This window comes from Streptomyces sp. NPDC046349, from assembly GCF_055587885.1.
On record NZ_JBVJFK010000018.1, the window covers coordinates 39,441 to 66,299 of the forward strand.

Genomic DNA, 26,859 nt, shown 5'->3' on the forward strand with positions numbered 1-26,859 from the left:
CCGATCCAGCGGACAAGACCTCATCACGGTCGGCACCTACATCTAGATGACCTCACGCCTCCTGGAGCCCGCCCTGCTCGTCCTGGCCGTACGGGGACGGGTCAAGCGCTGACACCAGCGCGCCGGCTCCCAGCCTCCGGAAGGTGGGGCGGGCCTCGTCGGGCCGGCCACGGAGCGCAGGGCGTGGCGTTCGTCGGGGGTGAGGTCGGACAGGGTGCGGGCGATCAGGGCGGGGAAGTCGTGGTCGAAGTCGGCTGGCTGCGGGGTGCGGCCGGTGCGTCGGATCTCCAGGAACCGCATGACCGACAGGTCCAGGTACAGGGGCAGGCCGTGGGAGCGGTCGGTGATGACCTGGCGGATGTCTGGGCTGATGAGCGGCTCGCCGTAGCGGGCGAGGCGGTCGTCGCAGTCCTCGGGGGAGAAGTCCCCGACAAGGACCTGCCGCCCGTGGCCGTGTAGTGGCCGGGCGGCGCGGGCGGCCGGACGGCGGCGGGGAGGGCCAGCTGCAGCGTGGTCGTTTACCCGGCCCGCTTCTTACGTGGTTGGTGCGAAGAGGGCACCTCAGGCCGGATATTGTCTGGGCGAGAGACGGTGGCACCGGAGCGCGGTCGAGAGGGAGTGCGTGGATCATCCGAGGCCCGCGGAGCTGCTCGTTTCCACCTGGAGGTGGTCCCCAGCCCGAGCGGCGTGACGCACCACCTGTTCCGGCGGCGTGACCCGGACCGCGCGGTGTGTGACCAACAGAAGTGGGCACGCCGGTTGACGTGAACCCCGCCATCAAACGCGCCCCCCGGTGGCACACTTGTGCCCCAGGAGTGGTTCCGTGCTTCTGTAGGGGGAGATCGTCTTGGATCCTGCTGTCGCGGCTGTCGCCGCCACCGCCGCGACCACGCTCGTCACCGCGATGACGACGGACGCGTGGGGGCACACCAAGCAGGGCTTCGTCCGACTGCTCGGGATCGGGCGCGCCGACGAGGGCGCCCGGGCCGGGGCCGAGCTGGAACAGGCGCGGGCAACTGTCCTCGCCGCGTACGAGCGGGGCGACGAGTCCGCCCTGGGCGCGGCGCACGACAACTGGGCGGCCCGCCTCGGGGCGGCACTGGAGACGAACGCCCACCGGTCGGCCGAGTCCACGGGGCTGCTGCGCGAGCTGCTGGCCGGCCGGCCCGGCGCCGAGGGCGAGATCCGCGCCCTCGACGCGGCGCTCCACCGGTCGGCCGACAGCGGCGTCTACAACCAGGTGATCCACGAGGGTGGCGCGGGCGCGCAGGGGCAGGGAGCCAGCATCACCATCAACAACAACCATTACGGGCCGGGTGGTTCATCGGCGCGGGCGCCGATCGGCGAGTCTTGACCGAGCCGCGCTACGAGCAGCACGTCGCCGCCGGCGCGGTGGCGGCACAGGGCCCGAACGCGACCGCGACCGTCAACCACTACTACGGGACGCGGCTGCCCACGATCGACGCGTTGCCGGCCCCGGCCGCCCCGGACACCGCGTGGTTGATGGCCCAGCCCAGCCGTCTCCTCGACGCGCGGAGCCACGTCGTCCCCTTCATCGGCCGGACGGCCGAGCTGGAGCGGCTGCAGCAGTGGCGGGACGCGCGGGACGCACGGCTGTCGGTGCTGCTGCTCCACGCGCCGGGCGGCCAGGGCAAAACCCGGCTGGCCACGGAGTTCGCCGAACTGTCCCGGAGCCCCGGCCTGCCGGCGGCCGAGCGCTGGGACGTCCTCCAGGCGGGTTTCCGGGGCGGGCCTCCCAGTCCGGCGCCGTCACCGCCCGCCGGCAGAGCCGGTGTGCTGCTCGTCGTCGACTACGCCGACCGCTGGGCGTACAGCGAGCTGGAACGCCTGCTTGCCGATCCGGTGCTGCACCAGCAGCGCCCCACGCGCGTCCTGCTGATCGGCCGTACGGTCCGCTGGTTCGCGGCCCTGCGCGCTGAGCTCGCCGACCGTCGCGCCGACGCCGATGACCTGCTGCTGCCGTCCCTGGACGAGGACCGGCTGCGGATGTTCACCGCGGCACGGGACCGGTACGGCGCGAGCGACCTGTACGGCCTGCCGGACCCGGCGGACGTCGAGCCGCCCGCCTCCCTCGGCCGCCGCGACTTCGGCCTGACGCTGAACCTGCACATGGCCGCCCTGGTGTCCGTCGACGCCCGTGCGCGCGGCAGGCGGCTGTCCCTCGCGGAACCGCACGAACTGTCGGCGTACCTGCTGGACCGCGAATACCGGGCGTGGCAACGTCTGTTCGACGCGGGCGGGCAGGGGCAGGACTATCGGACCCGGCCCGCGGTCATGGCCAAGACGGTGTTCACCGCCGCCCTCACCGGTGCGGTGGACCACGACACCGGGCTGGCGGCGTTACGGTCCCTCGACCTGCCGGGCCACCCGCAGGACCTCCTCCTGGACCACCGGTTCTGCTACCCGCCCTCCGAGCGCGAGCTGGTCCTGGAGCCGCTCTACCCCGACCGGCTCGCCGAGGACTTCCTCGGCCTGCTCACGCCCGGGCACGACGTCAGCGCGTACGACCCGGACCCCTGGACGAGCAGTGTCCCGGCCGCCCTGCTGAACGGCGAGCTGCGGCCCACCGTGTCCCCGCGCGCCGTGACGTTCCTGGCGTCCGCCGCAGACCGCTGGGACCACATCGGCGAGCGGGTGCTCTACCCGCTGCTGCGCGCCGAACCCGGCATCGCGATCGCCGCGGGCAGCCCCGCCCTGACCGCGCTCGCGGCCCTCGCCGACACGCGCGCAACTGGGGCGGGCGGGGCGGCCGAGCGAGGTGGTGCAGCCGCGCAGCGCATACCCCCGTCCCTGCTCGCGGCGCTGGAGGCCGTCGAGTCGCACCTGCCCTCGGGCCGTCACGCGGACCTGGACAGCGGGATCCTCGCCGTCGTCGAGACCCTGATCGCGCACCGCCTGGCCTCGACCACGGACCTCGCCCAACGCGCCTGGCTCTACGGCACGCTGGCGTGGCGACGGGCCAACGCCGGGCGCCGGGAGCAGGCGGTCGCCCCCGCCGAGGAGGCCGTACGCCTGCACCGTGAACTCGCCGGGGGCGACCCCGCCCACCTGCCCCAGCTGGCGAACGCCCTCAGCGTGCTCGGCGACCGGCTGTCCGCCGCGGGCCGCTGGGAGGAGGCGCTGTTCCTCGCCGAGGAGTCGGTGGCGATCAGCCGCCGCCTGGCCGCGTCCGACACCGCCCACCAGGACCGGCTGGCGGACTCGCTGGCGGGGCTCGGCGACCGGCTCTCGCGGCACGGCCGGACCGAGGAGGCCCTGGCCGTGACTCAGGAGGCGGCCGGGCTGTACCGGCGCCTGTGCGAAGCCGACCCGGTCTACCGGCCCGACCTGGCGGGGCTGCTCAACAACCTGGGCATGCGCCTGCTCGACGCGGGCCGCGTCGAGGAGGGCCTGGGCGCCGCCGAAGAGGCCGTTGAGCTGTACCGGCGCCTTTCCGACGCCGACCCCGATGCCGAGCGGCACCACTTCGCCATGTCGCTCGCCAACCTCGGGCTCGCGCTGCGCGCCTCCGGCCGCTCCGAGGAGGGCCTGGAGATCGCGGAGGTGGCCACTGACCTGTACCGCGGGCTCGCGGAGGCGAACCCCGCCGCCCACCAGCCCGACCTGACCACCGCGCTGATCAACCTGGGAGCCTTCCTCGGCGACCTGGGCCGCGGGGAGGAGGCCCTCGCCCCGGCCGAGGAGGCGGTAGCCATCCAGCGGCAACTGGCCGATTCCGACTTCGCCGCTCACTGCCTCGACCTGGCGAAGGTCCTGAACAACCTCGGCACCCGGCTCCTCGCCCTGGGCCACGAGGAGCGCGCCCTCGCGGTCACGCGGGAGGCCGACGACCTGTACCGGCGGCTGGCGCTCGCCCACCCCACGGTGGACCTCCCCGAGCACGCGGACGTACGCCACCGGCTGGCCCTGGTCCCGGCCCGAGTCCGGGAGGAGGCGCTCGCCGCCACCCGCGGGGCGACCGAGCTGTACCGGCGGCTGGACGAGACCGCCACAGCCGCCGAACTCACGGACACGGCTACCCTGCTGGGCAAGACAGGCCAGACGCTGGCCCGCCTCGGGCGCTTCGACGAAGCCGTCACCGCGGTGGAGCGGGCTGCGCTCGTCCACGTCGGGACCGGTGATCGCCGGCGCGCGGCGCAGCTGCTCCTCGAGTCCGGCCACGCCCTGATGGGCATGCGGCGCACTGCGGACGCGGCCGCGCTCTTCGACCGGGCCGCCGGCTATTTCCGCCACACCGGTGATGTCGTCCTGGAGGGCACCGCGCTCACCAACCTCGGCACCGCTCTGGCCGGTGACGGCCGTGCCGACGAGGCCGTCACCGCCTGCGAACGCGCCGTGGCCATCTTCCGGGGTTCCACCGAGCGGCTCTTCGAGATTGCGATGCTCACCAACCTGAGCAACGCGCTGACGGCCGCGAAGCGGTTCGCCGAAGCCGCGGACGTCAGTCGGCGCGCCGCCGCCCTCGCCGACGAGAGGGCCGCCGCATCCTCCGGCGGAACGGGTGACGGAACGGGTGACGGATGCCGACGTGAGGGCATCCCGCTGCACAACCTCGGCAACGCCCTCATCAGACAGGGGCGGTTCGAGGAGTCCATCGCCCCTACGCGGGAGGCCGCGGCCATCTACCGCGAAAACGGCGACCACGGCCGTGAGGCGGACTCCCTCGGCAACCTGGCCGACGCCCTGTACGCGACGGACCGGCTTGACGAGGCGATCACCGCCTACCGTCGTTCGGCCGCCCTCTTCAACGAGACCGGCGAGCGCGGCAAGGAGGGCCGGATGCTCAGCCGGCTCGGCACCACTCTGGTACGCACCGAGCGCCACGGCGAGGCCGTCACGGCCACCCTTCAGGCCGCCGCGGCCTTCCGGGAGCTGGGCGACCGCACCGGTGAGGCGTTCGCGCTGATCAACCTTGGCAACGCCTTTACAGCGACCGGCCGCTACGCGGAGGCGGCCACCGCCTGCGGGAAGGCGGCCGCGTTGCTGCGCGAGACCGGTGACCGCGGACACGAGGCCGACGCGCTGGCAAACCGCAGCGAGGCCCTGGCCGGAGCGGAGCGTTACGAGGAGGCCGTCACCGCCTGCGAGCAGGCCGCCGCCGGTTACCGCGAGGTGGGCAATCCCGCACGCGAGGGGGCGCTGCTGCACAGCCTCGGTACCCATCTCTTCCAGCTGCACCGAACCGCCGAGGCGATCACCGCGTTCGAGCGGGAGCTCGCCGTGAGCCGGGAGGCCGGCGACCGCGACGGCGAGCGGTCGGCGCTGCACAGCCTCTCCCTCGTCCTCGTCTACGAGGGCCGGTACGCGGACGCCGTGAGCGTCTGCGAGCAGGCCGCCGCCGGGTACCGGGAGGCCGGCGAGCACGGCACCGAGGCCGAACTGCTCGGCCGGCTCGTGTCGGTGTTCATGGAGCTGGGGCGCGTCGAGGAGGCAGTCACCGCACGGGAGCGGGCGGTCGCCGCGCTCCGGGCGGCGGGGGACGTGCGGGGCGAGGGAGCGGCGTACGGCGAACTCGCCGAAGCCCTCGTCCACGTAGGCCGGTATGAGGAGGCCGTCACTGCCGGCCGGCACGCCGCCCGCATCCACCGGCGGTCCGGCGACCGCGCCGGGGAGGCCCGGGCGCTCACCGTCATCGGGCGGGCGCTGATCGGGCAGGGAAAGCCCAAGAAGGCCGTCTCCGTCTGCACCGAAGCCGTGGACCTCTTCCGCGAGGCCGGTGACGGCCGCACCGAGGCCGAAGCCCTGCACCAGCTCGGTGACGCCCTCGCCGCGGCGGGCCGGAGGGCGGAGTCCGCTGCCGCCGTGCAGCGGGCCGCCGTCCGGTACCGGGACGCGGACGACCAGCGCGGCGAGGGCCTCACCCTCTACCGTCAGGGCGAGACGCTCATGGCGGAGCGCCGGTACGAGGAGGCCGTCACCACCTACCGGAGGGCCGTCGCGCTGTTCGAGGCGGTCGGACTCCCCGGCCTCGAGGGTTCCGCGCTCCTCAACCTGTACCGCGCCCTGCGGGAGCTGGACCGGGGCGAGGAGGCGGTGGCCACCCTGCGGCGGGCCGCCACCGTCTACCCCCGGACGGACGACCGCGAGCGGGAGTCACAGGTCCACTTCCACCTCGGCCAGCTCTTGGAGCAGATGGGCCGGCGCCAGGAGGCCGCCCCCGCCTACCACCGCGCCGCGGAACTGTTCCGCGCCCGGCAGGACCACGGCAACGAGGGCCAGGCCCTGTTCCGGCTCGGCATCGTGACCGTGGGCCTCCGCCGGTACGAGGAATCCGTCCCCGCGTTCGAGCGGTACCTGCGGATCTGCCGGGAGACCTCGGACGGTACGGGAGAGGGCACGGCTCTGCTCATGCTCGGCGGCCTCCTGGTCGACGTGGGCCGATACGAGGAGGCCGTCACCGTCAACGCCCAGGCAGCCGAACATTTCCGCCGCTCGGGCAACTCCAACTCGGTGAACCTGGCCCTGAGCCACAAACAGAAAGCCCTGCGCGCCCTGCGCCGCGCCGGCGACTCGTGACGGGGGACGGGGCGGCGACTCGTGACGGGGTACGGGGCGGAACGGCGACCCGCGTGGGCGGGGCCTCGGCCTCCGGCGTAAGGATCAGCGGCAGGAGAATGGGTGCGGCATCGGATCCGCGCGGGATCGGGGGGACCATGGCGCACCCACGCCGGTGCAGAGGCAGAGGCTGCGGCGGCATGAACGCCGTCGTACGCCGCGACACCTATCGCGTTGGGTCCTGCCGTGCGTTCTCGAATCACCTTGGCCCCCGCTGGCTCCCGGTAGGGCGCCATGGTTGTGGGCAGTCCGCGCCGACACGGGTGTGCGGGTCAGGGCCAGTACCCCCACCGCTACGCTCACCGTCGCCCATCAGGGCATGTAGGGGCGTTTCGTGGACATGGCACGCCACGGATCCCCCGCGGGTCCAACGTTCGCTGTGCCGTTTCCAGTGGAAGCGGCTCGCTGGAGGTGTCCTTGAAATGACGGTGGAACACGCATGCGGATGTCTCTCACGCCCCCTTCGGCGGAACTGCCGGCCGACCTGCCGGATGTCGAACTCTCCGAGGACTACGAGTCGCTGGCCATGGACGCGTGCCAGTTCCTTTCCGACACCGATGCGCGGTTCGTCGTCTCCGGGTTCGGCCAGGAGGAGTGGCCGGGCAACATCTCGTACGATCTCTCCTCGTTGATCGAGCAGCCTCCGCGGCGATCGACGCTCTGCGCTCGGGCCTCCCCGCCGAGATCGACGGCCTTCGTACCCGCGGGGGACGCGACGGAGATCCGATGCACCTCGGGCACGGCCATGGCGTCCGGATCCAGACCGGGAGGTCCTGTCACATGCGGAAGCACTGGAGCTCCTCGCCGGTCTGGCCCGTAGCCTGACGCCGTCGTCAGCAGCGGTGCGCCCGCTCCAAGGAAGTGCGGAGCGGGCGCACGCGCGGCTCAGCGAGCCGCGGTGAGCGGGCCCAGCAGGTAGTTGCCGGGGGCGTCGGGGTCGGTGCTGAGGTAGAAGTCGACGATCGCGGCCCGGTACTCCTGGCGGCTGATGACGCCGTCGGCGTTCAGGTCGACCCGCTCGAACGCGGGCCCGGACAGCTCCTCGGGCACACCGAGCGTCCGGTACAGCGCGATGTACTCGCTCCGGCTCAGAACGCCGTCCCGGTTGGTGTCCGCGGCTTTGATGACGGCGTCCGCGATGCCCATCACCGCGCTCTCGAAGTGGGCGGGCGCGGTGACGCTGTCGGCCATCGCGGCGGTGAACTCCTCCCGCGAAACCTGCCCGTCGCCATCGGTGTCGGCATGCTTGAGCAGCAGCTGCCACCACTGCCCGAACGCGGAGTGGATCGCGGTGCGGTTGGCCAGGTCGTCCTCGGCCGCGACCCGGGCGAAGACCCCTGCGGTCGCCTCCAGGTCCCGCTCGGTGAGCCGGCCGTCCCCATCCTGGTCGAACCAGCCGAACAGAAGGCTGAACTTCTGGTCCGTCATCGTGCTGTTCATCGTCGTCTTCAAGCCGAGGGCCGCCGCCATGCTCGGCGAGCGGCGTGTCCCGCCAACGCTAGAGCGGCCCAACCGACGCTCTTGACCCTTCCGACCGAAGTCCTTTTGACGCCAGGGTCGGCGGCGGATCGCTCCGGGCGCCAGCCGCGTGCCGAGCAGGTCACGCCAGTGCACGCCTGTCCGCGCCCGGTGCAGAAATGACTTCAGCGCACCACGCGCCATTGGTGCCGACCCCGCCCCGTCCACCCGCCGGCTCTCCCTCGACCGGGCCGGCTTCACCAGCTGCTGCACGAAGCCGCCGTCGGCGACACCATCCGCATCGCTGACGCCGCCCGCCTCTTCAGGTCCGTGGCCGACATCCTTGCCCTGCGGCCGATCCTGATCCGCCGAGGGCTGCACCTGCGCGTCAAGTCCGGGCTGCTGTCCGGCATCGGACTCGCCTCCGACGACCCCGGCACCAAGACGATGGTCTCCGTCCTCGCCGCCGTGCTGGAGTTCCAGCGCGACATGATCAGCGAGAACACCCGGGAGGGCGTCGCTGCCGCCGAAGCCGCCGGGAAGGTATTGGGCCGCCCCGCCCCGCCCCGCCGCGCTGGACGAGGCGTGGCCGCCGACGTCGTGCAGGCGTACCAGCAGGGCGCCGCAGTCAAGGCGCTCGCCCGGCTGCACGGGGTGGACCCGAAGACCATCCGCCCCGTCCTGGACGCCGCCAGTGCCCGCCAGCTGCCCGAGCAGCTCGACGTCCTCCCGGACTCGCCCGCCGAGCAGCAGCCGGAACCGGACCCGGAGATCACCCTCGACCTTCCCGGCTTGCTCGCCGATCGCCTCGCCGGCGTTGGTGGCGAGACCGTCCACGCGGCACTCGCCACCGGCCGGACCATCCGCCGCGGCACAGGGCCACTCCCTCCGCGTCACCGCCCCGCTCCAACTCCACCGCACCGCGCTGCAGCAGGCCGCTGCCCTCGCCGACGAAGCCGCGGGCCCCGCCAAGCGCCAAGGCCCACAGGGTCTACGCCACCCGCATCACGGCCGTCATCAGGGGCTTACCGCTAACCACGTCCCGATTGATCCCCGAAGCCGCATCCGCTCCGGCCGCGGCCCCCGGCGCCGGAAGCCGGCGAAACTGCATGCCGACGAGGGCTACGACTACGAACACTTGCGCCGATGGATCCGCGAGCGCGGCATCCGCCACCGCATCGCCCGCAAGGGCATCGAGACCTCACAACGGCTGGGCCGACACCGCTGGGTCGTGGAGAGAACCGTCTCCTGGCTGGCCGGCTGCCGACGGCTCCACCACCGCTACGAACGCAAGGCCGAACACTTCCTCGCCTTCGTCGGCATCGCAAGGGCAATCAGCGTGATGTTCCAACGCTGCTGGTCCAGACACGCAAGGGCGCGATCTCAGGCTCCGTCATGGCCTGCTCCAAGTGGCCCTCCGCCTCGTCCAGGTCCGACCAGGCGACAGCGCCCGGCATGTTGTCGGCCAGAAACCCCTCGATGATCCGACCAAGATGGTCGGCAACCACGTAGGTGTCGTTGAACGGCAACTCGTCCGGAGGAACGGAGCCGGTCGAGCACCGGAGCTGCCCGGCCTGCCCGTCGTGCCACACATAGAACGTCGCCACTCCGGAGAAGCCCAGCTCGCGAATGCGTTCCCGGATGCCGGCAGCAGTCTGTTCGAAGGCAGCGACCACCTCGGCAGCGGACAACGGACACCCGTCCTCGTCCCCTGCACCCAGCGACCAGGTGTTGGTCTCCCACTCCACCCGCCGGTTACCCGGCTCCAATGCCAGCGGCTCTTCGGCCACCTCAGCGATCCATGTCAACAGCACTGAAGCAGTATCCCCGCCTGGTTGCCGTCGGTGAGGTCGGTCGCCTCCCAGGCTTCGAGGGCGTCGGCGACGTGGATGAGTGGATCGGTACTGCTGCTCACGGAGTTTGACTCTCTGTTCAAGCAGGGCACCGCGGGCCGGTGGTACCAGGGGGCTTCGCCGCCCAATGCAGTTGCCTTACGGCCGAGCCCCAGAGCTACTGGGCTGTCTCGGTCGACTCCTGGCTCCGGCGTAGTTCGTTCACCGCCTCTGCCGCCTCCCTGCGGACCTCGGGGTGGGGGTGGTGAAGGAACCGCTCGACGATCGGCAGTGCCGCCAGGTCGTGAGTCGAACCGAGGATTGCCAGGACGTAGTCCAGGAGCAAGGGCTCGAAGCCATCCGCACCGATGGCGAGCGGCTCCACCACCCGGTAGGGAAGTTCGTAGTGCGTGGAGGCGGTGCAGGCTGCGTGCAGCGCGGACTCCCGCACCGGGTAGCCCTCATCAGAAAGCGCGACCGTGACGAGGCGCTCGACGGCCCGCTCGGCGTCATCCGGCGTCAGGCGGCCCGTCTCCAGGACGTCGCTGATGACATCAAGGCAGAGGTCCCGACGGCCCGCATCGGAGCCGTTCAGCTTCTCCCAGGCCGATTCGATCAATGCCGTCAGGCCCTGATATCCGTCCATGGCCAGAGCATAGGAGACGGTCGCCGCCTGGTCTCAGGGATAAATGACGGGGTCAGGGCGGTGAAGCGGCCTGTGTTCCCTTCAGCGTCGGCCGTCCAGCTCTTCGGCTGCTCTTCGCCTTCGAGGTTGGGTTGTGGGCCCATCGGCCGGGCTGGACCGTGTCGCGTCTGGCGCGGGTTCTCCGGACGGGCCAGCGGTTCGGTTTCTTGATGGCGCGTGGGCAGTCCCGGTTGCGCCGGGCCGGAAGAAGGCGGCTGCGCGCCTCCCGTCCGGCTACGGCGAACGAGTGCGTGAGCTTGGCGGTGGTCGCTCCGAGCTGGGGCGGGATGCTGCGGCGGATGACGCGGACGCACTTCAGGTAGGAGACGCGGTCGGCGTCCACCGCCGGGCGGGCGAGCGCGGCTGTGTGGGCAAACTGGCGGATGGCGTGGTGGACGGCGAGGTAGGCCCAAAGCTCCTGCCGGACGCCCTCCGGTGTGCGCGACCTGATGGGCCCGCCGGGGCCGAGGTGATCCTTGATCTCGTCAAAGGCGAGCTCGATCTCCCAGCGTTCTTGGTAGAGCGCGACGAGCTCGGCGGCCGGGTACTGCTCGGGCTCCAGCAGAGTCGTGCCTAGTGCCGCATCAGGCAACGTTTGCTCTGTCCTGACGTGTCGCCCGGTTGCTGTGCCGGGCGGCACCGGACGGCCAGAATGATCACTTGGCTGAACGCGTGCAGGTCCGGGAGATTGACGACGACGGCAGACGGCCGCTTCGGATCATCCGCAGAGGTGCCGGCTCGGTGGCGACCTGGCGGCGAGCCCACCGAACGGCTCGTGCTCCGCGCGTCCGAGGCCCGGGACCGCACGGCGTTCGTCGAGTTGTTCGCCTCGCCCGAGGTGGGCACCTACATCGGCGGCGCCCTGCCCCGCGACGAACTCGAGCGCGCGATGCCCGAAGTGCCGGGCGGACGTCCCGGCTGTTTCGTGGTCGAACGCGACGGAACGATGATCGGCATGATCACGCTGGACCCACGCGACGTCGAGCGCCGGGGCACGTCCACCCCGAGGCCGGGGTGACCGAGCTCGGTTATCTGTTTCTGCCCGAGGCGTGGGGACATGGTTACGCCTTCGAGGCGTGCGCGGCGGCACTCGACTGGTTCCCCAACTGCTCCCCGCACGGTCGCCCCGCGGGGAGGGAACTGACGATGCCCGCTCCTGTCCTCGCGCGGCCCGGCTACCGTGACGGTTAGGACCCGCCGCCGGGAGGAACCGTTCATGAGCGTACAGCCCGACCACTCACCACTCACCCCCCAAACGCTGCTATGAGTACGGGAAGGTGGCTGTGGGTTTGTCTACACCGCTACGTCCTGACCGCCGCTTTCGGCTGGACAGCCGCGGTTTTGGTGTTGCCCTTTCTGGGCGACGATCCCTTCTGGGCGTCGTTCGGCGCGGGGCTGGGAGTGGGGCTGATCGGGGTGCCGCTCCTCACGGTCGTGACCATGTTCGTCCTCGTCCTGCTGGCCGGTCGGCGGTTCGAGCCGCCGACCGGGCGCATCGGGGTGTCGGCGGGGAGGCTGGAGAGCCTCGGTGGCGGCCACGGCGTGCCACCAGCCGCGCGGCAGGTAGAGCATGTAGTACGACGGCGAGCTCATCGACGGCTTCGACGACGACATGGGAGCAGTCCTCGTTGCTTCCGCTGAGGCAACCGACGAGTCTGAACTGGTGGACGTACTGACCAAGTGGCAACTCGGTCCCCACCAGTTCGTCTACCCCTGGGATAGCGAAGACCCCAAGTAGCCGTGGGGCATCCGCTCAACAAACCGAGCCTCCACTCCCCACTTGGCATGATCGCCTCAGACGTAGGCGCTCAGGTGTCGTACTCGCCGTTCCACGGAGCCGAGAAGCCCAAGCCATCGGGATATAGCTCAGCCCAGTCGGCCTCGCCGTCCGCGTCATCGGCATGGCACTCCGTGATGAGGCCGAAGAGCACACCGTCAACGGTGAGCTGGAACGGCCGGATCGCGATGTTGCAGTACTCACGCTCGGCGAGGCCGGCGAGGACGGCGGTCAGCCGGGCTTCCGCGCGGGCAACCACAGAATGCTCGTCACGCGGACGCTTCATCTGCTCTGCCCAAGTACCGGCGCACCAGATGTCGGACTCCTGGTGGTGCCCGTTGTGGTCGAACTTGTGGAGCACGGCGAAGAGCCGCTTCTGATCCTCCCCGCCGTCGCCCATCGCGAACCCGTCTGGGAAGGCATGGGTGACCGAAGCCAGAAACTGGCCGCCGCTGAACCGGCCGATGGTGCTCGTTCGATAGTCCGGCTCATGGGCGATAGGGATGATCTCAGGGACAGCCATGCCCGCACCCTAAACACCCAGGTGAGCCCCGCCCCTCACCGGGTCCGGGATCGGAAACAGGCACTGATCTTGTGCTTTATGGTCTGGCCTGGTCGCGTTCGATGATGCTCTCGGGGCGTCGGACGGTTTTGCCCACGTCGTAGCGGGTGGCGGGCCGCTGGTTCTTCGAGCCGAGCGGCCTGCCGGGACCGGGTCGGGAGGGTTTGGGCACACGGGTCGGGCAGGGCAGGTGGGGGCGGATATTCCTGAACCCCCGGCGAACCCTGGCCGGGGTGAGTCTGTTCGGTTCCACCGGTCGCTCCCAGGGTCGGCGGATGTCCTCGGCAAGTGGCCTGGTGAGACGAAGCTGGGTGTGTGTGTCGGCGTACGAACGGAAGGCCCCAGCACGGTACGAATGAACGTCCCCAGTTCGGTGGCTGGGATCGTGGCCGTGCGAGGATGCGTGCATGGGGACCCTCAGCGCTTCCGACCGCTGGCAGCGCCTGATCGATGCGCTCGCTCTTCTTGGTGCGGACTCGGCCGATCAGCTGGCCTGGATCGACGAGTACCAGGTCGTGACCGACGAACTGGCCTTGGAGTTTGATGGCGCCCTTCGCCTGATGGCTGGCTTCCAGGAGGCAATGCCTCTGAATGAGGACGCCATGGGCAAGCTGCGACTGATCGACTCGGTCCTCGATGAAATGAGCGGGATGGAAAACGCCGGGCGTTGGTCAAGGGAAGCACTGGCGACAGACGCTGGATGGTGCCAGGTGCGGACCCTCGCGCGTGACGCGCTCGTCAGCCTGCAGGGCGATTGGCACCTGCCGCTTCCTGACATCGTGGTTGTGCGGTGACGACTCAGGGGTCGTTCAGGCGACGTCTGTGTCTCGCTCGATGGCCTTGAGTCGGTTCTTGAGGCGGTAGCTGGGTCCGTTGATGGAGATCACGTCGCAGTGATGCAGGAGGCGGTCGAGGATCGCGGTGGCCAGGACTTCGTCGCCGAACACCTGTCCCCATTCGCTGAAAGTCGCGTTTGAGGTCAGGATGATCGATCCCTTCTCGTAGCGCTTGGAGATCACCTGGAAGACCAGGTTTGCTTCTCCGCGTTCGAGGATTTCGTAGCCCACCTCGTCGACCACGAGAACACCCGGCCGCAGGTAGGTGCCGAGCTTGTTGGCCAGACGCCCCGCGGCTTCGGCGGCCTTGAGGTTGCGGACCATGTCGTCGAGGCTGGTGAAGTAGACCGAGTAGCCGGCCCGGCAAGCCGCGACCGCGAGAGCGACAGCGATATGAGTCTTACCCACCCCGGGCGGTCCCAGGAGAGCGGCGTTCGCCTTGGCCTTGACGAACGAAAGCGTCGCCAAGTCCTTGACCTTGCGCGGGTCGAGGTCGGGCTGGAAGGAAAAGTCGTACTCATCGAGCGTCTTGTGATGTGGCAGCCGGGAGAGCGCAGGCCCTGGCGAAAGCGGCGGTCGTCACGGACGGCCAGTTCTTCGGAGAGGACCAGGTCGAGGAAGTCGAGGTAGCCCATCTTCGCCTCGTCGGCCCGGCGGGCGAACTCGTTGATGGTCTCCGCGAGGTGGGGCAGGCCGAGCTTGCCAGCCGTGGTGCGGATGCGGTTGCCGGTCAGCTCACTCAAGACGTTTCCTTCGTCGCTCGGTGGGTGGTGAAGGGGCGGGTGCCGGTCAGCTCGTCATAGACCGATAGTGGCCGGCGGCCGACGTCGACCTGAGTGGCTGCGGCCCGGTTCAGCAGGGCCTGCAACGGGCCGGCCTCATGGCCCGCAGGCCGATCGTGACGAGGCTGGAGAGGGATATCGCCGGTAGTGGACCGGCGTCCCTTCCCGGTGGGCAGACCGTCCCAGTGCGTCTCGTCGACGACGCGGGCCCCGCGGCCAACCGCGCGGGTATGGGCGGCCAGCAGCGTGCTGCCTCCTGCGAGGGCGAGGGTCGAATGCAGCATGACCTGGGTCTTCGTCGCCCGGATCTCGACCAGCTGGCCGGGGCGGACTCGGCGGGCCGGCACCGAGTAGAGGTTGCCGTCGAAGGCGACCAGGCAGTCTTTGCCCACGTGGTGAAGCTGCCGCTCGGCCACCAGATACGGAGTCGGTGGCAGCGGCTTGAGAGCCGCGTGATCCCTGGCCGCCCGTTCCGCGATGACCTCACGGTGGGTCTTGTGGATCTGGGCTCTCCGTCGCGGCACCCATGCCGCGAAGGCGGCGTCCATCTCCTCGATGGAGGAGAAGGAGCGGCCGGACAGGACGTGGTCGAGGACGATCAGGACCTGCCGCTCGACCCGGCCCTTGCCCTGCGGCCGGTAGGCGGCCAGGACGTCGATGTCGAAGTCGTAGTGGCCGGCGAAGCCGACCGCTTCGGGATGCAGCGGGACTGCCTCGCCGGGTGCGACGTGGCGGCGGACGACGGTCTTGGTCCGGTCGTAGACGATTGTCATCGGAGCCCCGCCGAAGTGAGCGAAGGCCCGCCGGTGGCAGTCGAAGAAGGTCTGCAGGTCCTGGCTGGTGGTGAAGCAGCAGAACGGGTCGCGGGAATACGACAGCGTCATGTGGAACGACTAGACCTTGCCGATGCCCATGTGAGCGAGGATCTTGCCTTCGTCGCCCAGTCCACCTGGGCCTGGGCACCGGGGATGACCTCGAACCGGCGGTGCATGCCCGCCAGCTCCTTCGGCGTGATCCCGAGTTCCTCGGCGATCCTGGGGCGGGCTTCTTGAACGTAGAGCTTGGTCCGCTGGTAGTTCCCGGTGAACCCGTACTCCGCAGCCAGCCGCTCGTGGATGACCGCGGCCTTCATCAGGATCTCGGCTCGGAGCATCGAGTCGATCACCGGTGCAAACTCGTCGATCACCCTCGCTCGCGACTGCCCCGTCGGCGAACGGCGGGGAGGCGTCGCCGGACCCGGCGCCGACAGGTACTTGCGGACCGTCTTCCGATACAGCCCCGTCTCCCTGGAGATCTCCGACAGGCTCATCGCCCCGGACTCGAGCAGGCTGCGGAACCGCCGAAGCTCCAGCCAACGCTGCGGATCCAAGACCACTGCCAGCCTCCTCCGCCACCCGAAACGACCAAGCAGCAGAGTGCCGAGCAACAGACCTCACCGCATCAACAACTGTCCCTATTCATCCGTACGAAGCTGGGGACGTTCGTGTGTACGCCGACACCACCCCGAGACGCTCGGCCATCGGCTGCATCGACTTCCTGCGGCCGTCCAGCAGCAGACCCCGCAGATACAACTGTCCCTTATCCCGCCAGTTCGCCGCACCAACGGCGCGAACACCTCGGAAGCGAACTTCTCCAACCGACCCCGCACCGCCGCAAGCTCCCCAGCCCTCATGCAGCCAGCGAACTACCAGACACCCGACGTGCCAAGACCGGGTAACAAAGCACTACCAGGTGTTCTCCCGCGCCCTGGCACGCCAGAGGTCGTTCTGGGCGCAAGCCTTCCCCCAGAGCCGGTCGATCCCGTCGGGTCCGAGGTCGTCGAGCGGGACGAGGAACCGCTTGCGGAGCGTCGCGGCGAAGTCGTTCCTGTCGCCTATCGTGCGGGATCTCGCGACCTCGGCGCCAAGCTCCCGCACGGTGCGTGAGAGCAGCAACGAGGTGACGCCACCGACAGGACGGGCGGCGATCAGAGTGGTGACATACGGCGAGTCCGGGGCGGTCGACAGCTCGTGCGAGCGGGCGGCGACGTCGGTCGGCTCGCAGGGCCGCATGCGGAAGTCGTAGGAGGCGATCGTCCCGCCGGGGCGGTGGTGGAAACGCCAGGCGTCCGAAGTGAGGCGCTCCAGCCGGAAGGTGGACTCGCCCTGGGACTGCGGCCCTTCGCTCAAAGGCAGGGGCTCCACGAAGCCGTCACCGATACCGGCGTCCGCCAGCCACCGTTGGCCGTCGAGGTCCACCAGGAGCGCCGTGTGATTGCCCCACATCGCGTCGCCGCGTGCCTCGCGCATCACTCCGGCCTCGACCGTCGTCACCTGGAACCCGGCGAGGCGCAGCAGCGTGGCGAGACCCGCGTTCTGTTCGAAGCAGAAGCCACCACGGCGTCGCCGAACGAGCTTGTCGAACAGAGCACCGGAGTCCAGGTCGACCGGACGGCCCAGCTGAATGTCGAGGTTCTCGTACGGCACCGTCTGCCGCCAGGCCCGGTGCAGGCTGATCAGTGTGCCCAGGTCGGGGGCCACCCGGCCGCGGAATGCGATCCGCCGCAACATCGCGTCGAGAGTCATCCTGCCCTCCGGTAAGTGATAGAGTGTCCGCCGCTTATCGCAAGTATATAGAGATTAGCTCTCTCGTATACAGTGGTGCGGTGGCACCTTCGACTTCCAGCCGCGCCTTGCGGGCCGACGCCCTGCTGAATCGGGAACAGATCATCGCCGCTGCCCGCGCCCTCATCGCCGAGCGAGGGCCCGATGTTCCGGCGGAGGAGGTGGCCCGCCGCGCCGGCGTGGGGACCGGCACGCTCTACCGCCGATTCCCCGACCGGCAGGCGCTGCTGGCCGCCGTGGCGCTGGACGGCTTCCATCGGGTGGTCGACCTTGCCCGTACGGCGGAAGACGACGAGCCCGATGCCTGGCGTGCGCTGGCGCGGTTCGTGTGCCAGGCCACCGCGGAGCTACGCCAAGCGACATGGCTGTCCCTCTGGTTCGCCAGCACCTGGACCGAGCTACGGCAAGACCCTGAGAACGTGCGCCTGCGCCGAATCCTGCTGAAAATTCTCGACCGGCTCGTTCGCCGGGCCCAGGCCGACGGCGACATGCGCCAAGACGTAGACGCCGGTGACCTGGCGTTGATGATCGCCGTGGTGCTCCGCCCAATCCCCGGGCTTCCCGAGGAAGTCGCCCGGCGCACGGTGGACCGCGGCCTGGCGCTCCTCCTGGAGGGCCTGCGCCATCGCGACGACGCCCAGCCACTGCCTGCTGGCCGGATCACCCTCACCGACCTCGATCGTGCCCCCCAGGCCTGAGCATCACCTCAGCCGAACACTGGACCGCCGAGGCCGCGGCCGGCCGCATCCACTACGCAGCTGACTTGGCCCAACGCTGATGAGGCTCCGCGCCGGACCCATGCGCCAGCCGGGGCCTCGTCGGCGTCCGTGGTGAGCCCAAAGGGCAGTTGGATGATCTTGGCGGTAGCAATGCGGTTCGGCGCGAGAAGCCGGGTGGTTCTCCTCTTCCTGAAGGTCCTGCCCGCAGATCAGACGGCTGAGGGCGATTGCCCAGCACCCCGTCTGCCGCGGGCTGCCATCATGCTCGAATGGCCCACGACATAGTGTTCTTCCTCGCCCCTGACGACGAGACCGCCGCCTCGACGCGTATGCGGGGACCTGGCGGGGACTGTGAGTCCGTGACCTGCCGTTTTATTGAGCCGGACAGTGCCATCGCCGAGTGGGACATGTACTTCGAGGCGCCTTCGACCGAGGCCCCGCCGCTTGAGCAGCTCTATGCGTGGCGGCCGTGGCCGGAGTGGGTCACGGCCCCCTTGAACGATGGCGTTGAGGTGTTAGCTCTGCCGAAGCGGCTGACCCGAGCGCTCGGCAAAGCGAGTTCCGCCGAACTCGAAGAGCTCGCAGGCCGCTGGGTTGCGCGGCTCCGGGCTGAGGATGGCGACGACATGACCGACGATGATCTCCTTACGGTTTTGCAGGGCGTTGCCCGCCTCGCAGCGTCTGCGGCGAATACGGGTGGCGGCCTCTACAGCTGGAGCTTCTGACCGTCTCCCCGCGTGACGCTGCTGCACGCCAGGAGCTCGGTCCCAGTGGCGTCGAAGTACAGGGTGAAGAACCAAGATCGTTCTGCTGCGACGATGTTGCCTGTACGCAGTTCCTCATCACGGTGCCGGGCGCGGAGGATCTCAACGGTCTCGTCAAGGCCGACGGTCGTCAGGCCGATCTTCAACGACCGCCTCAGCCTTGTCGCAGCTATGCCAAAGACCATCCAGTGCGCGGCCTGTCCGTCGTAGAGCATGACCTCGCCGCCGGCGGCGATGGCGTCGCGCGCTGCTTCGCAGGCACTGGTCTGGCCTTGGAGCATCGCGGTGATGTCGGGCTGACTTGGGTTTTCTTCCTCGGTGGCCATGCGGCGACTGTAGGGAGCGAACGCGGGCGTTGCTACGGGATTCGGCGTGGCCTGCGCGGGGCCGTTGGGCCGTGGGGAGCCGTATCAGGCCGCCTACCCGGCGGACGACGTTCGTCGATGGCGCGGCTACGTCGCGCTGATGGCCGCAGCCTGTGTTCGGCATCGTTCCAGCCCTGCAGTCACCTCTTCATAGTCCGGGCTGTCCTGGCTGGCCAGGAGTTCGCCAGCCGCGGTCATTGCTGCCCAAAAGTCGCGTGGTGAGCCGCGCCCGTCCCGGAACCGGGTTTTGGCGAAGTAGAGGAAGATCTTCGTGAGCTCCCGGTGCGAAACCAGGCGAGCAGGCCGCCCGGATAGCCTCCGCGGGCACCAGCAGCGGTTCCCAAGAGGTCGCGGATGCGCTCCTCGTGTTCCTCAGAAGCCGTTGTCGTACCGATCTTGGTGAGCATGGGTTCGAATGCGGCGGCTCGGTCGGGCGATCTTCGGTACTGTCCGTGCATGAAGACAGGGCCCCTGGTGCAGCTCGGGGTTGTCGAGACCTTGAGCACACCAGGAGGCCCTACCGATGGCATCCCGGCACCTCCACCTCAGAGACGACACAACACCTCGTCTCTGCCGCCGAAACACCGACCCTATGCCTGAACAGGGCAAACGCACCCGTCACTCTCGGAAGGACAGCGGCTTCTAGCCGGCCCGCACGGGAAGCGTGTCAGAAGTCTGGTCTAGTTTGGCCTGTGAACCACAGCAGCTCCAAGGCCAGGGCGCCCCGCGAGCCTGACTTGCCGCCGTATCAGGTAGTCCTAGCGGAGACTGATTGGGGTTCGCTCCAGACGGCTTTCGGGAACGGTGAGTGCCTTCCCAAAGTCCTGGCACGGTTGCTGGAGCCTGATCCCAAGGCGCAGGTCACCGCTTTGTCGGAACTGAGTGAACTGGTCGGCCACCAGAACAGCATCTACGAAGCCACAGCCCCCGTCGCCATGTACGTCGCCGGCATCCTCACCCACCCGGCGGCCATGACCCTCCGGCCGTATCGCAACGTCCCCATCCGCGCGACATTGTTGAACTGGTTGGTTTCCACGGCCTACGACGCCTCCGACGAGATTGTCGACCGCACCGAGCAGTACTTCCCTGGGTTCTTCACCCACGACACCCCACTGGCGGCTTTCCGGGACCTGCGCCCGATGCTTTATCGAGCCGTCGCGCCCTTCCTGCAGGACAGGCACGAGGACGTGCGCGAAGCCGCCGGCCTCGCAGCGCTCATCCTCGCCGAACACCCCGCGCTTGCCCAGCGCCGCGATCGCCTCGCCGTGCACGCGCGCCGCATCCTAGACACCAGCAGCGACGCCCCTAAGCGGCGCGTTGCCTGGAAGGCCCTCGAAGCATGGGGCCACGATGTCACCGACATGGAATCTTTTCAGGAGGAGCCCTGGGACTGCGGGCCACATAGCGATGGCCGCGGCGATCTCGAACCTCCCTTCTGACTGATAAGCGCACAGCCCGCAGGTTCGAACGGGGGGCCGGATCGGGTGAGTTCGCGGTTGGCAGAGCATGAAGGAAGGGCCTCCTGAACAGCTCGTGGTTGTCGAAGCCCGAGCGCCAGGAAGCCCTGTTGCCGCAGTTGTACGTGGTCGTTCCGGTGGCGTCCAGCCTGTTCACCCCGGGGTGTGACTGTCTTGCTCACAGGTTCGGGAACGCGGCCGACAAACCGGGCCGCCGGCCTCGCTACACGTCGGACATGACGGACGCGGAGTGGGCCGTGGTGCGGACGATACTGCCGGTCCCGGCATGGATGGACGGCCGGGGAGGCAGGCCGGAGAGCTACTGCCACCGGCAGACGGTCGACGCGGTGCGGTATCTGGTCGACAACGGGATCAAGTGGCGGGCCGGCGGACCTCCCGCCCTGGGACCGGGTCTACGCGTTCTTCCGACGTTGGCGCGACAACGCTCTGATCAGGGAGTTCCACGACCGGCTGAGGGAACGCGTCCGCGAGGCGGAGGGCCGGGACGCGGAGCCGACCGCGGGGATCGTGGACTCGCAGTCGGTGAAAGGGGACGCCGTGGTCGGCGCGGCCTCCCGCGGCTTCGACGGCGGCAAGTTGGTCAACGGACGCAAGCGGCACCTGGTCGTGGACTGCCTCGGCCTCGTCCTGGCGGTGCTGGTCACCCCCGCGTCGGTGACGGACCGCAACGCCGCCTGTGGGATGCTGCCCGCGCTGCGCGAATGCTTCCGCCGGCTCCGGCTGATCTGGGCGGACGGCGCCTACACCGGCGACGTCCTCACCGAAGCCGCCCACCGGCTCGGCCTGCGCCTGGACATCGTCCGACGCAGCGGCGACAGCCGCGGGTTCACCGTCCTGCCCCGCAGATGGGTCGTCGAGCGGACCTTCGCCTTGCTGATGCGCAGCCGGCGGCTCGCCCGCGACTACGAACGGCGCTCCGACACCAGCGAGGCGTCGTGGTCGATGACCATGGTCATGAGCCGCCGCCTCGCCCGCCACGCCACCCGCCGCCAGCAGCAACGGCGGAATCTCGCTCCGGCAGCGTGAACATACCCGGTCGGCTCTCCGCCAGCCAGCCCCGCTCGACCAGCCGCTTCAGCCTGCCCCGCGCACCCTCCACCGGGCCGGAACCGAAACGTCCCAGACCGGGCCCACCGCCACTTGCCGCGCCGACAATCCGTCACCGCCCGCCTTTTCGAACACGGCCATGATCCGTCGGTAGTCCGGGCCGAGAATGTCGACCTCGACCCCGTCCTTCCTGCGGGCCACCACCCGCCGAGCCCTGGCCGTCGACGGGGCCGCCGCGTCGCCCACCACCGGCTCACGAACAGGCTCAGGCTCGGACGGCCCTGAAGCCTCGGAGGACTCGGGACCTCCCAGTTGGGTCAGCGTCTCGAGATACTCCTCCAGGCCGATCACCCGGCGGTTCAGCACCTCTTCCGCGTCGGCGAGAGCCGCCCGCACCCGCTCGAATTCGGCACGCAATTCCTCCACTCGCGCCAGCGCGGCCCTCTCACGGCTCTCCATCACAGCCCGCATCGACGGCATCCGCCACCTCACGTCATCCACGACGAATCAGACGGCCCCAGCCTGCCTCGACAACGCGCACATCACACCTGACCTGCGGAAACACACACATCAGATCCGGAAAAGCAACGGCTTCTTACTGCAGTGGGTCATGGCGAGTTCTCCTGCGAGGAGAGAGCGGGACGGACCTCTGCCGTAACTCCAGTACGCTCCACCCCTCGCCGGCCCTTGCCGCCCGTCACGCCCCTGCATCCCGTGGCTTGACAGCCGTTGTCGCGCGCGCAGGCACACGTTCTCACCAGGCGGAACCCCCTGATGACGACGGATCGCGGCCGGATAGTCTCCGTCTGATCATTCGCGCCGCCCGAGGGAAGAGCCATGCCTGTACCTGTCGCACGACGGACCTGCGGCCTGCCGGTTCTTGTGGCCTTGGCCGCACTGGGCCTCGCGGGCTGCGGTGCGGTTTCCGGGGAGCAGGCCGCTCTGCCCGCGCCCGCCTCCTCGCCGCCCCCGCCCTCCGCGCCCAAGGCTCCCCCGAGCCGCACGATGACCGCCGAACAGCTGGTGGCGGCCGCGCTGCCGACCGGGGAGATGGGCGACTCGGACTGGCATCCCGTCGAGGTCCGCGAGCCCTGGCGCGGCGAAGGCGGGTACGAGGTGTCCGACCCCGCCTGCGGGCGGCTGCTGGAGGCCGCAGGCGCCCGGAGACCCTCCGAGCCGAGCCCGGCCGTGGTCGACCAGACGTTCAACTGGAAGGATGACCTCTGGGGTGGCAGTTCCACCCTCGCCTCTTACGGGAATTCCGGTGCCGTCGCGGTATTCGAGGAGGTCAGCGAGGGCCTCGGCAACTGCCGGTACTACGAAGCCCAGGGCCCGGCCTCGATGGACAAGGGCACGGTCACCGCCGGCCAGGCGCCGCCGCTCGGAGACGAGGCGGTGCAGTTCGAGATCACCGCTCCGAGCGAGATGGGCCCGCACGTGACGCAGTACACGGTGGTCCGCATGGGGAGCGTCATCGCCACGTTCACCAAGCTGTCGGTCGGCAACGACACGGTGCGGGCGTTCCCGCCTGCCCTGGTCGCCCAGCAGATCGCCCTTCTCCGGCAGGCGCAGAGCTGAGGCACACGGCCGAGACGCCCCGGCTAGTAGTGCTTTGTTAGGTGGTGTCGTAGGGCTGCCATGGCACGGTCTGTCGGCAGGTGGGGCAGGTGCCGGTCCAGGTGGCGATGAGGTGTTGGAGGAGGTCCAGGGCCTGGTAGAGGGTCAGGCCCTGGCAGGGGCTTTTGGGTTCCTCCGCTGCTCGGTCAGGAACAGGTGGGCGGCGGTGACGAGGGTGACGTGGCGGTGCCAGCCGGTGAACGAGCGGCCCTCGAAGTGGTCCAGTCCCAGGCAGGTTTTCAGCTCGCGGTAGTCGTGCTCGATCCGCCAGCGTGCCTTGGCCAGGCGGATCAGATCTTTGGCGGGGATGTCGGCGGGCAGGTTCGAGATCCAGTACTTCACCGGCTCCGCCTCGCCTTCGGGCCACTGGGCGATCAGCCAGGACAGCGGGATGGTGCCGTCGCTCGAGGGCTTGGGACGACGCCCGGCGAGCCGGATGCGCAGGAACACGAAGTCGAGCTCATCGCCGCTTTGGAGCCCTTGCGCCAGGTCACGGTGCGGCCGCTGCCGCGGCCTGCGGCCAGAACGTGCTCGCGTAAGGAGACCGGGCGGGTGCGGTAGCGGGGCAGCGGCCGGGGGCCCAGCCCGCCGTAGGCCGGCTGGTGAGGCTCGGCGTCCTCGCCGTGGGCGGTCATCTCGGCTTTGACCTGCAGCACGTAGGCCCGGCCGCGGTCTTCCAGGCCGCGGCGGAAGTCGGCGTTCGCGCCATATCCGGTGTCCGCGACCAGGACGGCGGGCCGCAACCCATGGCCGTCGAGTTCGTCGAGCATGTCCAGGGCGAGCTGCCACTTGGCCCGGTGGTGCTCGCCGGCGGGAATCCGGCAGGCCTGCCTGCGGGCTTCGGCGTCGGGCCCGTCCCAGGCGGCGGGCAGGAACAGCCGCCAGGACAGCGGGCACGAGGCGGTGTCGGAGGCGGCGTGGACGCTGACGCCGATCTGGCAGTTGCCGACCTTGCCCAGAGTGCCGGAGTACTGCCGGGCCACCCCGGGCGAGGAACGGCCGTCCTTGGGAAACCCGGTGTCGTCCACCACCCATACCTCGGGCCGCACCGCTGCCACCGCCCGCCACGCAAGCCGGGCCCGGACGTCTGCGACCGGCCAGGTCGAGGACGTCATGAACTGCTGCAGCTGCTGGTGATCGACCCCGAGCCGTTCAGCCATCGGCTGCATCGACTTCCGCCGGCCGTCCAGCAGCAGCCCCCGCAGATACAAGGCGCCCTTCTCCCGCTGGTCCCGCCGCACCAGCGCGCGAACACCTCGGACGCGAACTCCTCCAACCGGCGCCGCACCGCAGCAAGCTCCCCAGCCCTCATACAGCCAGCGAACTACCACACACCCAACGTGACAAGACCAGCTAACAAAGCACTACTAGGAGTTGTCGTCAAAGTGTCAGGCCCACATCAGGAGCGAGGCGAGGGTGACGGCTGCTTTGTAGGACTGGGCGGTCTTGTCGTAGCGGGTGGCGATGCCTCGCCACTGCTTGAGGCGGTTGAAGCACCGTTCCACGACGTTGCGGTGCTTGTAGACCTCCTTGTCGAAGGCCGGAGGGCGGCCGCCGAGGCCGCCCTTCCGGGCCCGGTTGCGCACCTGGTCGGCCCGCTCGGGGATGGTGTGCCTGATGCCGCGGCGCCGCAGCCAGGTGCGGATCGCCTTGGAGCTGTAGCCCTTGTCGCCGATGACGTGATCGGGCCTGGTCCGAGGCCGGCCCGGTCCGGTCCGGGGCACCCGGATGGCGTCCATCACCGTGGTGAACTGCGTGCAGTCGTTGGTGTTCCCGCCGGTCAGGACGAACGCGAGCGGGCGGCCGACCCCGTCGCAAGCGAGGTGGACCTTGCTGGTCAGACCGCCCCGGGACCGGCCGAGGGCCGGGCTTTGGCGCCCCCTTTTCGAGCCCCGGCGGCATGCTGGTGGGCGCGGACGATGGTGGAGTCGACCGACACCAGCCAGTCGATGTCACCCGCGGCGTCCGCCTTCGCCTGCGCAGCCCGCAGCATTCGGTCGAACGTGCCGTCCGCCGCCCAGCGGCGGAAGCGGGTGTGCAGGCTGGTCCACGGGCCGTATCGCTCGGGAACGTCCCGCCAGGGGACACCGGTGCGGAACTTCCACACGATCCCGTTGAGGACCATCCGGTCGTCCAGCCGGGGCCGCCCCAGCGCAGGCCGGGGCAGCAACGGACGTATGAGGTCCCACTCGGCATCGGACAGTTCATGGCGACGTATCACCACTCCATGATCCACAATCCAAGATCACTTTGACGACAGGCTCTAGAAGCCCTGCCTGCTGGGAGCGCTGCTCGGCGATGATGCTGAGGGCGCCTTCGATGCCGCGGATGGCTTCGTTGCAATAGTCAAGGCCAAGGATAAGGCGAGGTCAGAGCAGGGGGCGGGGTCGCGGCCGTCAGCTCAGGAGGGGCAGGACGGCGGCCGGGACCTCGCCGCCCCGGCCGGACAAACACCACCCGTCCGGGAATAACGGGGCGAGCGACGACCGAGGGGGGAAGGGTCGGGGGAAACGGATGTGCGATTGTCGGTGCTGCGTGATAGTCACTACCCTCACGGGAGGTGACCAACGCCCTCCCCGTTCGAACGCAACAAGGGGTGGGGGGCATGGCATTGCTCCGTCAATGGGGACTCACGCTGGGCAAATGGGCTGGTAGGCCCGTCGCGCAGGTCCAGGAGGATTCGGGCGATCCCGACGTACGGCGCGTGCGCGAGGCCGCCGCGGCAGCGGACTGGGCCGCCGTGCGCGGGGTGCTCGAAGCGCGCCCTGAGAGCGAGGACCGGACCGAGCTGCTGTGGGCCGTCGGCGATACCGCGGGGGTGGAGCGGTGGATCGCCAAGGTCCTCGAAGCGGATCCCGAGGCCGCCCTGCCCCGGCTCGTGGCCGGGATCCGCCACATCAGCTGGGGCTGGGAGGCGCGGACCGGGGCTCGGGCCAAGGACGTCTCCCGCGAGCAGTTCGAGGTCTTCCACGCGAGGCTGCGTACCGCCGAGGCATACCTGTACGAGGTTGCGGAGCGAGAGCCGCTCTGGACCTCGCCCTGGTACGGCCTCCAGATCACCGGCCGCGGACTCCAGGTCGGGCAGACGACCGCCCGACGCCGCTTCGAGGCGACGGTGCGCCGCGACCCGCACCACCTCGGAGCGCACCAGCAGCAACTGCAGCAGGTCTGCGACAAGTGGGGCGGATCGCACGAGGAGATGCACGCCTTCGTCCGCGCGTCCGCTTTCGGCGCCCCCGCCGGAACGCGGCTGGGTCAGCTCGTCGCCATCGCCCACCTGGAGCACTGGCTCTCCCTCGACGCCGGACCGGACGCCGCCTACATGCGCCGGCCCGAGGTCGCGGCCTCCTTGCAGGAGGCGGCCGACCACTCCTACCGCCACCCGGACTTCGTCCGGACCGGAGGGTGGATCCAGATCCTCAACACGTTCGCGATGGCCTTCTCGCTGGCCGGGGACCGTGAGGCCGCAAAGGAGTGCTTCCGCATCACCGACGGCCGCGTGACGGAGTTTCCCTGGTACTACCTGAACGGCTCCGATCCGGCCGCGGCCTACCGCAAGCAGCGGTCGTCCATCGGACGCTGATCGCACGGGAGCCACCGGAGCGATCGGAGCGACGAGAACGACGGGGCCGCGGGGGCCCGCGAAGGCCGTGATCGCGAAAGTCCCACGCGGCCGCCCACCCCTCACCAGGTGCCCGGCCAGGACGGCCGGTTCTCCGTGCCCCTTCCTCCCCTCCCCGGCAGCTGCCGCCTCCACC

The 26,859-nt window shown here is 69.8% G+C and carries 22 protein-coding genes and 7 pseudogenes; 13 read left to right on the plus strand and 16 right to left on the minus strand.

All coding sequences use genetic code 11. From position 1 onward, the window contains the following. The first annotated feature begins 183 nt into the window (after positions 1–183). The 3 genes from ACZ6JS_RS33060 (at position 184) to ACZ6JS_RS33070 (ending at position 6,537) form a co-directional block, all read left to right on the plus strand. Positions 184–459, plus strand: coding sequence for a hypothetical protein (locus ACZ6JS_RS33060; RefSeq protein WP_469303509.1), 276 nt, complete (start codon positions 184–186; stop codon positions 457–459). 388 nt (positions 460–847) lie between these two features. Further along, entirely contained in the window at positions 848–1,354 is a 507-nt protein-coding gene (locus ACZ6JS_RS33065) for a hypothetical protein (RefSeq protein ID WP_356854099.1), read from the plus strand. Next, entirely contained in the window at positions 1,351–6,537 is a 5,187-nt protein-coding gene (locus tag ACZ6JS_RS33070; protein ID WP_469303511.1) for a tetratricopeptide repeat protein, read from the plus strand. The genes ACZ6JS_RS33065 and ACZ6JS_RS33070 overlap by 4 nt, the downstream gene beginning before the upstream one ends. Positions 6,538–7,461: 924 nt before the next feature. Here ACZ6JS_RS33070 and ACZ6JS_RS33075 read toward each other — a convergent pair. Beyond that, positions 7,462–8,238, minus strand: coding sequence for an EF-hand domain-containing protein (locus ACZ6JS_RS33075; protein ID WP_469303632.1), 777 nt, complete (start codon positions 8,236–8,238; stop codon positions 7,462–7,464). A 96-nt stretch (positions 8,239–8,334) separates the two neighbouring features. Between ACZ6JS_RS33075 and ACZ6JS_RS33080 the strand changes: the two genes are divergently transcribed. Together ACZ6JS_RS33080 and ACZ6JS_RS33085 are read left to right on the plus strand one after the other, a co-directional pair. Beyond that, entirely contained in the window at positions 8,335–9,069 is a 735-nt protein-coding gene (locus ACZ6JS_RS33080; protein ID WP_469303634.1) for a recombinase family protein, read from the plus strand. Between the two features lie 28 nt (positions 9,070–9,097). Next, positions 9,098–9,370: pseudogene (locus tag ACZ6JS_RS33085) on the plus strand (transposase); the annotation flags it as partial. Here ACZ6JS_RS33085 and ACZ6JS_RS33090 read toward each other — a convergent pair. The 3 genes from ACZ6JS_RS33090 to ACZ6JS_RS33100 form a co-directional block, all read right to left on the minus strand. After that, complete coding sequence (locus ACZ6JS_RS33090; RefSeq protein WP_469303636.1) at positions 9,369–9,824, minus strand: hypothetical protein; 456 nt, start codon at positions 9,822–9,824, stop codon at positions 9,369–9,371. The pseudogene ACZ6JS_RS33085 and the gene ACZ6JS_RS33090 sit on opposite strands and share 2 nt — an antisense overlap. 220 nt (positions 9,825–10,044) lie before the next feature. Beyond that, positions 10,045–10,512, minus strand: coding sequence for a HEAT repeat domain-containing protein (locus ACZ6JS_RS33095; protein WP_469303513.1), 468 nt, complete (start codon positions 10,510–10,512; stop codon positions 10,045–10,047). 52 nt (positions 10,513–10,564) lie between these two features. Continuing rightward, positions 10,565–11,191, minus strand: a complete 627-nt coding sequence (locus ACZ6JS_RS33100) for a transposase (protein WP_469303514.1) — start codon at positions 11,189–11,191, stop codon at positions 10,565–10,567. Positions 11,192–11,203: 12 nt separating this feature from the next. Here ACZ6JS_RS33100 and ACZ6JS_RS33105 point away from each other — a divergent pair. After that, positions 11,204–11,679: pseudogene (locus ACZ6JS_RS33105) on the plus strand (GNAT family N-acetyltransferase); the annotation flags it as partial. Positions 11,680–11,844: 165 nt separating this feature from the next. Here ACZ6JS_RS33105 and ACZ6JS_RS33110 read toward each other — a convergent pair. From ACZ6JS_RS33110 to ACZ6JS_RS33120, 3 genes and pseudogenes are all read right to left on the minus strand, one after another. Then, complete coding sequence (locus ACZ6JS_RS33110) at positions 11,845–12,165, minus strand: hypothetical protein (protein ID WP_469303515.1); 321 nt, start codon at positions 12,163–12,165, stop codon at positions 11,845–11,847. Between the two features lie 194 nt (positions 12,166–12,359). Next, the gene (locus ACZ6JS_RS33115; protein ID WP_469303516.1) at positions 12,360–12,851 is read right to left on the minus strand and encodes a hypothetical protein; all 492 of its coding nucleotides are present in this window, start codon (positions 12,849–12,851) and stop codon (positions 12,360–12,362) included. A 76-nt stretch (positions 12,852–12,927) separates the two neighbouring features. Further along, positions 12,928–13,206 (minus strand): annotated as a pseudogene (locus tag ACZ6JS_RS33120) (NF041680 family putative transposase); the annotation flags it as partial. Positions 13,207–13,297: 91 nt separating this feature from the next. Between ACZ6JS_RS33120 and ACZ6JS_RS33125 the strand changes: the two are divergent. Next, positions 13,298–13,684 carry a hypothetical protein gene (locus tag ACZ6JS_RS33125; RefSeq protein WP_469303518.1) on the plus strand — a complete coding sequence of 129 codons (387 nt, stop codon included), beginning with the start codon at positions 13,298–13,300 and terminating at the stop codon, positions 13,682–13,684. Between the two features lie 15 nt (positions 13,685–13,699). On the opposite strand, the pseudogene istB reads toward ACZ6JS_RS33125, so the two are convergent. From istB to ACZ6JS_RS33150, 5 genes and pseudogenes are all read right to left on the minus strand, one after another. Next, positions 13,700–14,469: pseudogene (istB, locus tag ACZ6JS_RS33130) on the minus strand (IS21-like element helper ATPase IstB). Then, positions 14,466–15,392 carry a Mu transposase domain-containing protein gene (locus tag ACZ6JS_RS33135; protein ID WP_469303520.1) on the minus strand — a complete coding sequence of 309 codons (927 nt, stop codon included), beginning with the start codon at positions 15,390–15,392 and terminating at the stop codon, positions 14,466–14,468. Before ACZ6JS_RS33135 ends, istB begins: the two are co-directional and overlap by 4 nt. Then, positions 15,389–15,877, minus strand: coding sequence for a hypothetical protein (locus tag ACZ6JS_RS33140; RefSeq protein WP_469303522.1), 489 nt, complete (start codon positions 15,875–15,877; stop codon positions 15,389–15,391). The genes ACZ6JS_RS33135 and ACZ6JS_RS33140 overlap by 4 nt, the downstream gene beginning before the upstream one ends. A gap of 130 nt (positions 15,878–16,007) precedes the next feature. Beyond that, a pseudogene (locus ACZ6JS_RS33145) lies at positions 16,008–16,180 on the minus strand (transposase); the annotation flags it as partial. Between the two features lie 52 nt (positions 16,181–16,232). Beyond that, positions 16,233–17,072, minus strand: coding sequence for an arylamine N-acetyltransferase family protein (locus ACZ6JS_RS33150; protein WP_469303524.1), 840 nt, complete (start codon positions 17,070–17,072; stop codon positions 16,233–16,235). Positions 17,073–17,152: 80 nt separating this feature from the next. On the opposite strand from ACZ6JS_RS33150, the gene ACZ6JS_RS33155 reads away from it, so the two are divergent. Both ACZ6JS_RS33155 and ACZ6JS_RS33160 read left to right on the plus strand, forming a co-directional pair. After that, positions 17,153–17,809, plus strand: coding sequence for a TetR/AcrR family transcriptional regulator (locus tag ACZ6JS_RS33155; protein ID WP_469303525.1), 657 nt, complete (start codon positions 17,153–17,155; stop codon positions 17,807–17,809). Between the two features lie 290 nt (positions 17,810–18,099). Beyond that, positions 18,100–18,555: a hypothetical protein gene (locus ACZ6JS_RS33160; RefSeq protein WP_469303526.1), complete on the plus strand. Its 456-nt coding sequence runs from the start codon at positions 18,100–18,102 to the stop codon at positions 18,553–18,555. On the opposite strand, the gene ACZ6JS_RS33165 is transcribed toward ACZ6JS_RS33160, so the two are convergent. Beyond that, positions 18,537–18,920, minus strand: coding sequence for a hypothetical protein (locus ACZ6JS_RS33165; RefSeq protein ID WP_469303527.1), 384 nt, complete (start codon positions 18,918–18,920; stop codon positions 18,537–18,539). The genes ACZ6JS_RS33160 and ACZ6JS_RS33165 overlap by 19 nt on opposite strands. 872 nt (positions 18,921–19,792) lie before the next feature. On the opposite strand from ACZ6JS_RS33165, the gene ACZ6JS_RS33170 reads away from it, so the two are divergent. Both ACZ6JS_RS33170 and ACZ6JS_RS33175 read left to right on the plus strand, forming a co-directional pair. After that, on the plus strand, positions 19,793–20,398 hold the full coding sequence (locus ACZ6JS_RS33170) for a hypothetical protein (RefSeq protein WP_469303529.1): 606 nt from the start codon (positions 19,793–19,795) through the stop codon (positions 20,396–20,398). 254 nt (positions 20,399–20,652) lie between these two features. After that, a pseudogene (locus ACZ6JS_RS33175) lies at positions 20,653–21,463 on the plus strand (IS5 family transposase). A 48-nt stretch (positions 21,464–21,511) separates the two neighbouring features. On the opposite strand, the gene ACZ6JS_RS33180 reads toward ACZ6JS_RS33175, so the two are convergent. After that, entirely contained in the window at positions 21,512–21,964 is a 453-nt protein-coding gene (locus ACZ6JS_RS33180) for a hypothetical protein (protein ID WP_469303531.1), read from the minus strand. 357 nt (positions 21,965–22,321) lie between these two features. Between ACZ6JS_RS33180 and ACZ6JS_RS33185 the strand changes: the two genes are divergently transcribed. Continuing rightward, a complete protein-coding gene (locus ACZ6JS_RS33185; protein ID WP_469303533.1) occupies positions 22,322–23,062 on the plus strand; it encodes a hypothetical protein in 741 nt (246 codons plus the stop codon). Between the two features lie 144 nt (positions 23,063–23,206). Here ACZ6JS_RS33185 and ACZ6JS_RS33190 read toward each other — a convergent pair. Further along, positions 23,207–24,413 (minus strand): annotated as a pseudogene (locus ACZ6JS_RS33190) (IS701 family transposase). A gap of 76 nt (positions 24,414–24,489) precedes the next feature. Then, a protein-coding gene (locus tag ACZ6JS_RS33195) for an IS5 family transposase (protein ID WP_469303638.1) occupies positions 24,490–25,319 on the minus strand; the annotation gives its coding sequence in 2 pieces (ribosomal slippage) (positions 24,490–24,983 and positions 24,983–25,319; 831 coding nt in all). 387 nt (positions 25,320–25,706) lie between these two features. Between ACZ6JS_RS33195 and ACZ6JS_RS33200 the strand changes: the two genes are divergently transcribed. Beyond that, on the plus strand, positions 25,707–26,684 hold the full coding sequence (locus ACZ6JS_RS33200) for a hypothetical protein (RefSeq protein ID WP_469303535.1): 978 nt from the start codon (positions 25,707–25,709) through the stop codon (positions 26,682–26,684). Positions 26,685–26,859: the final 175 nt, after the last annotated feature.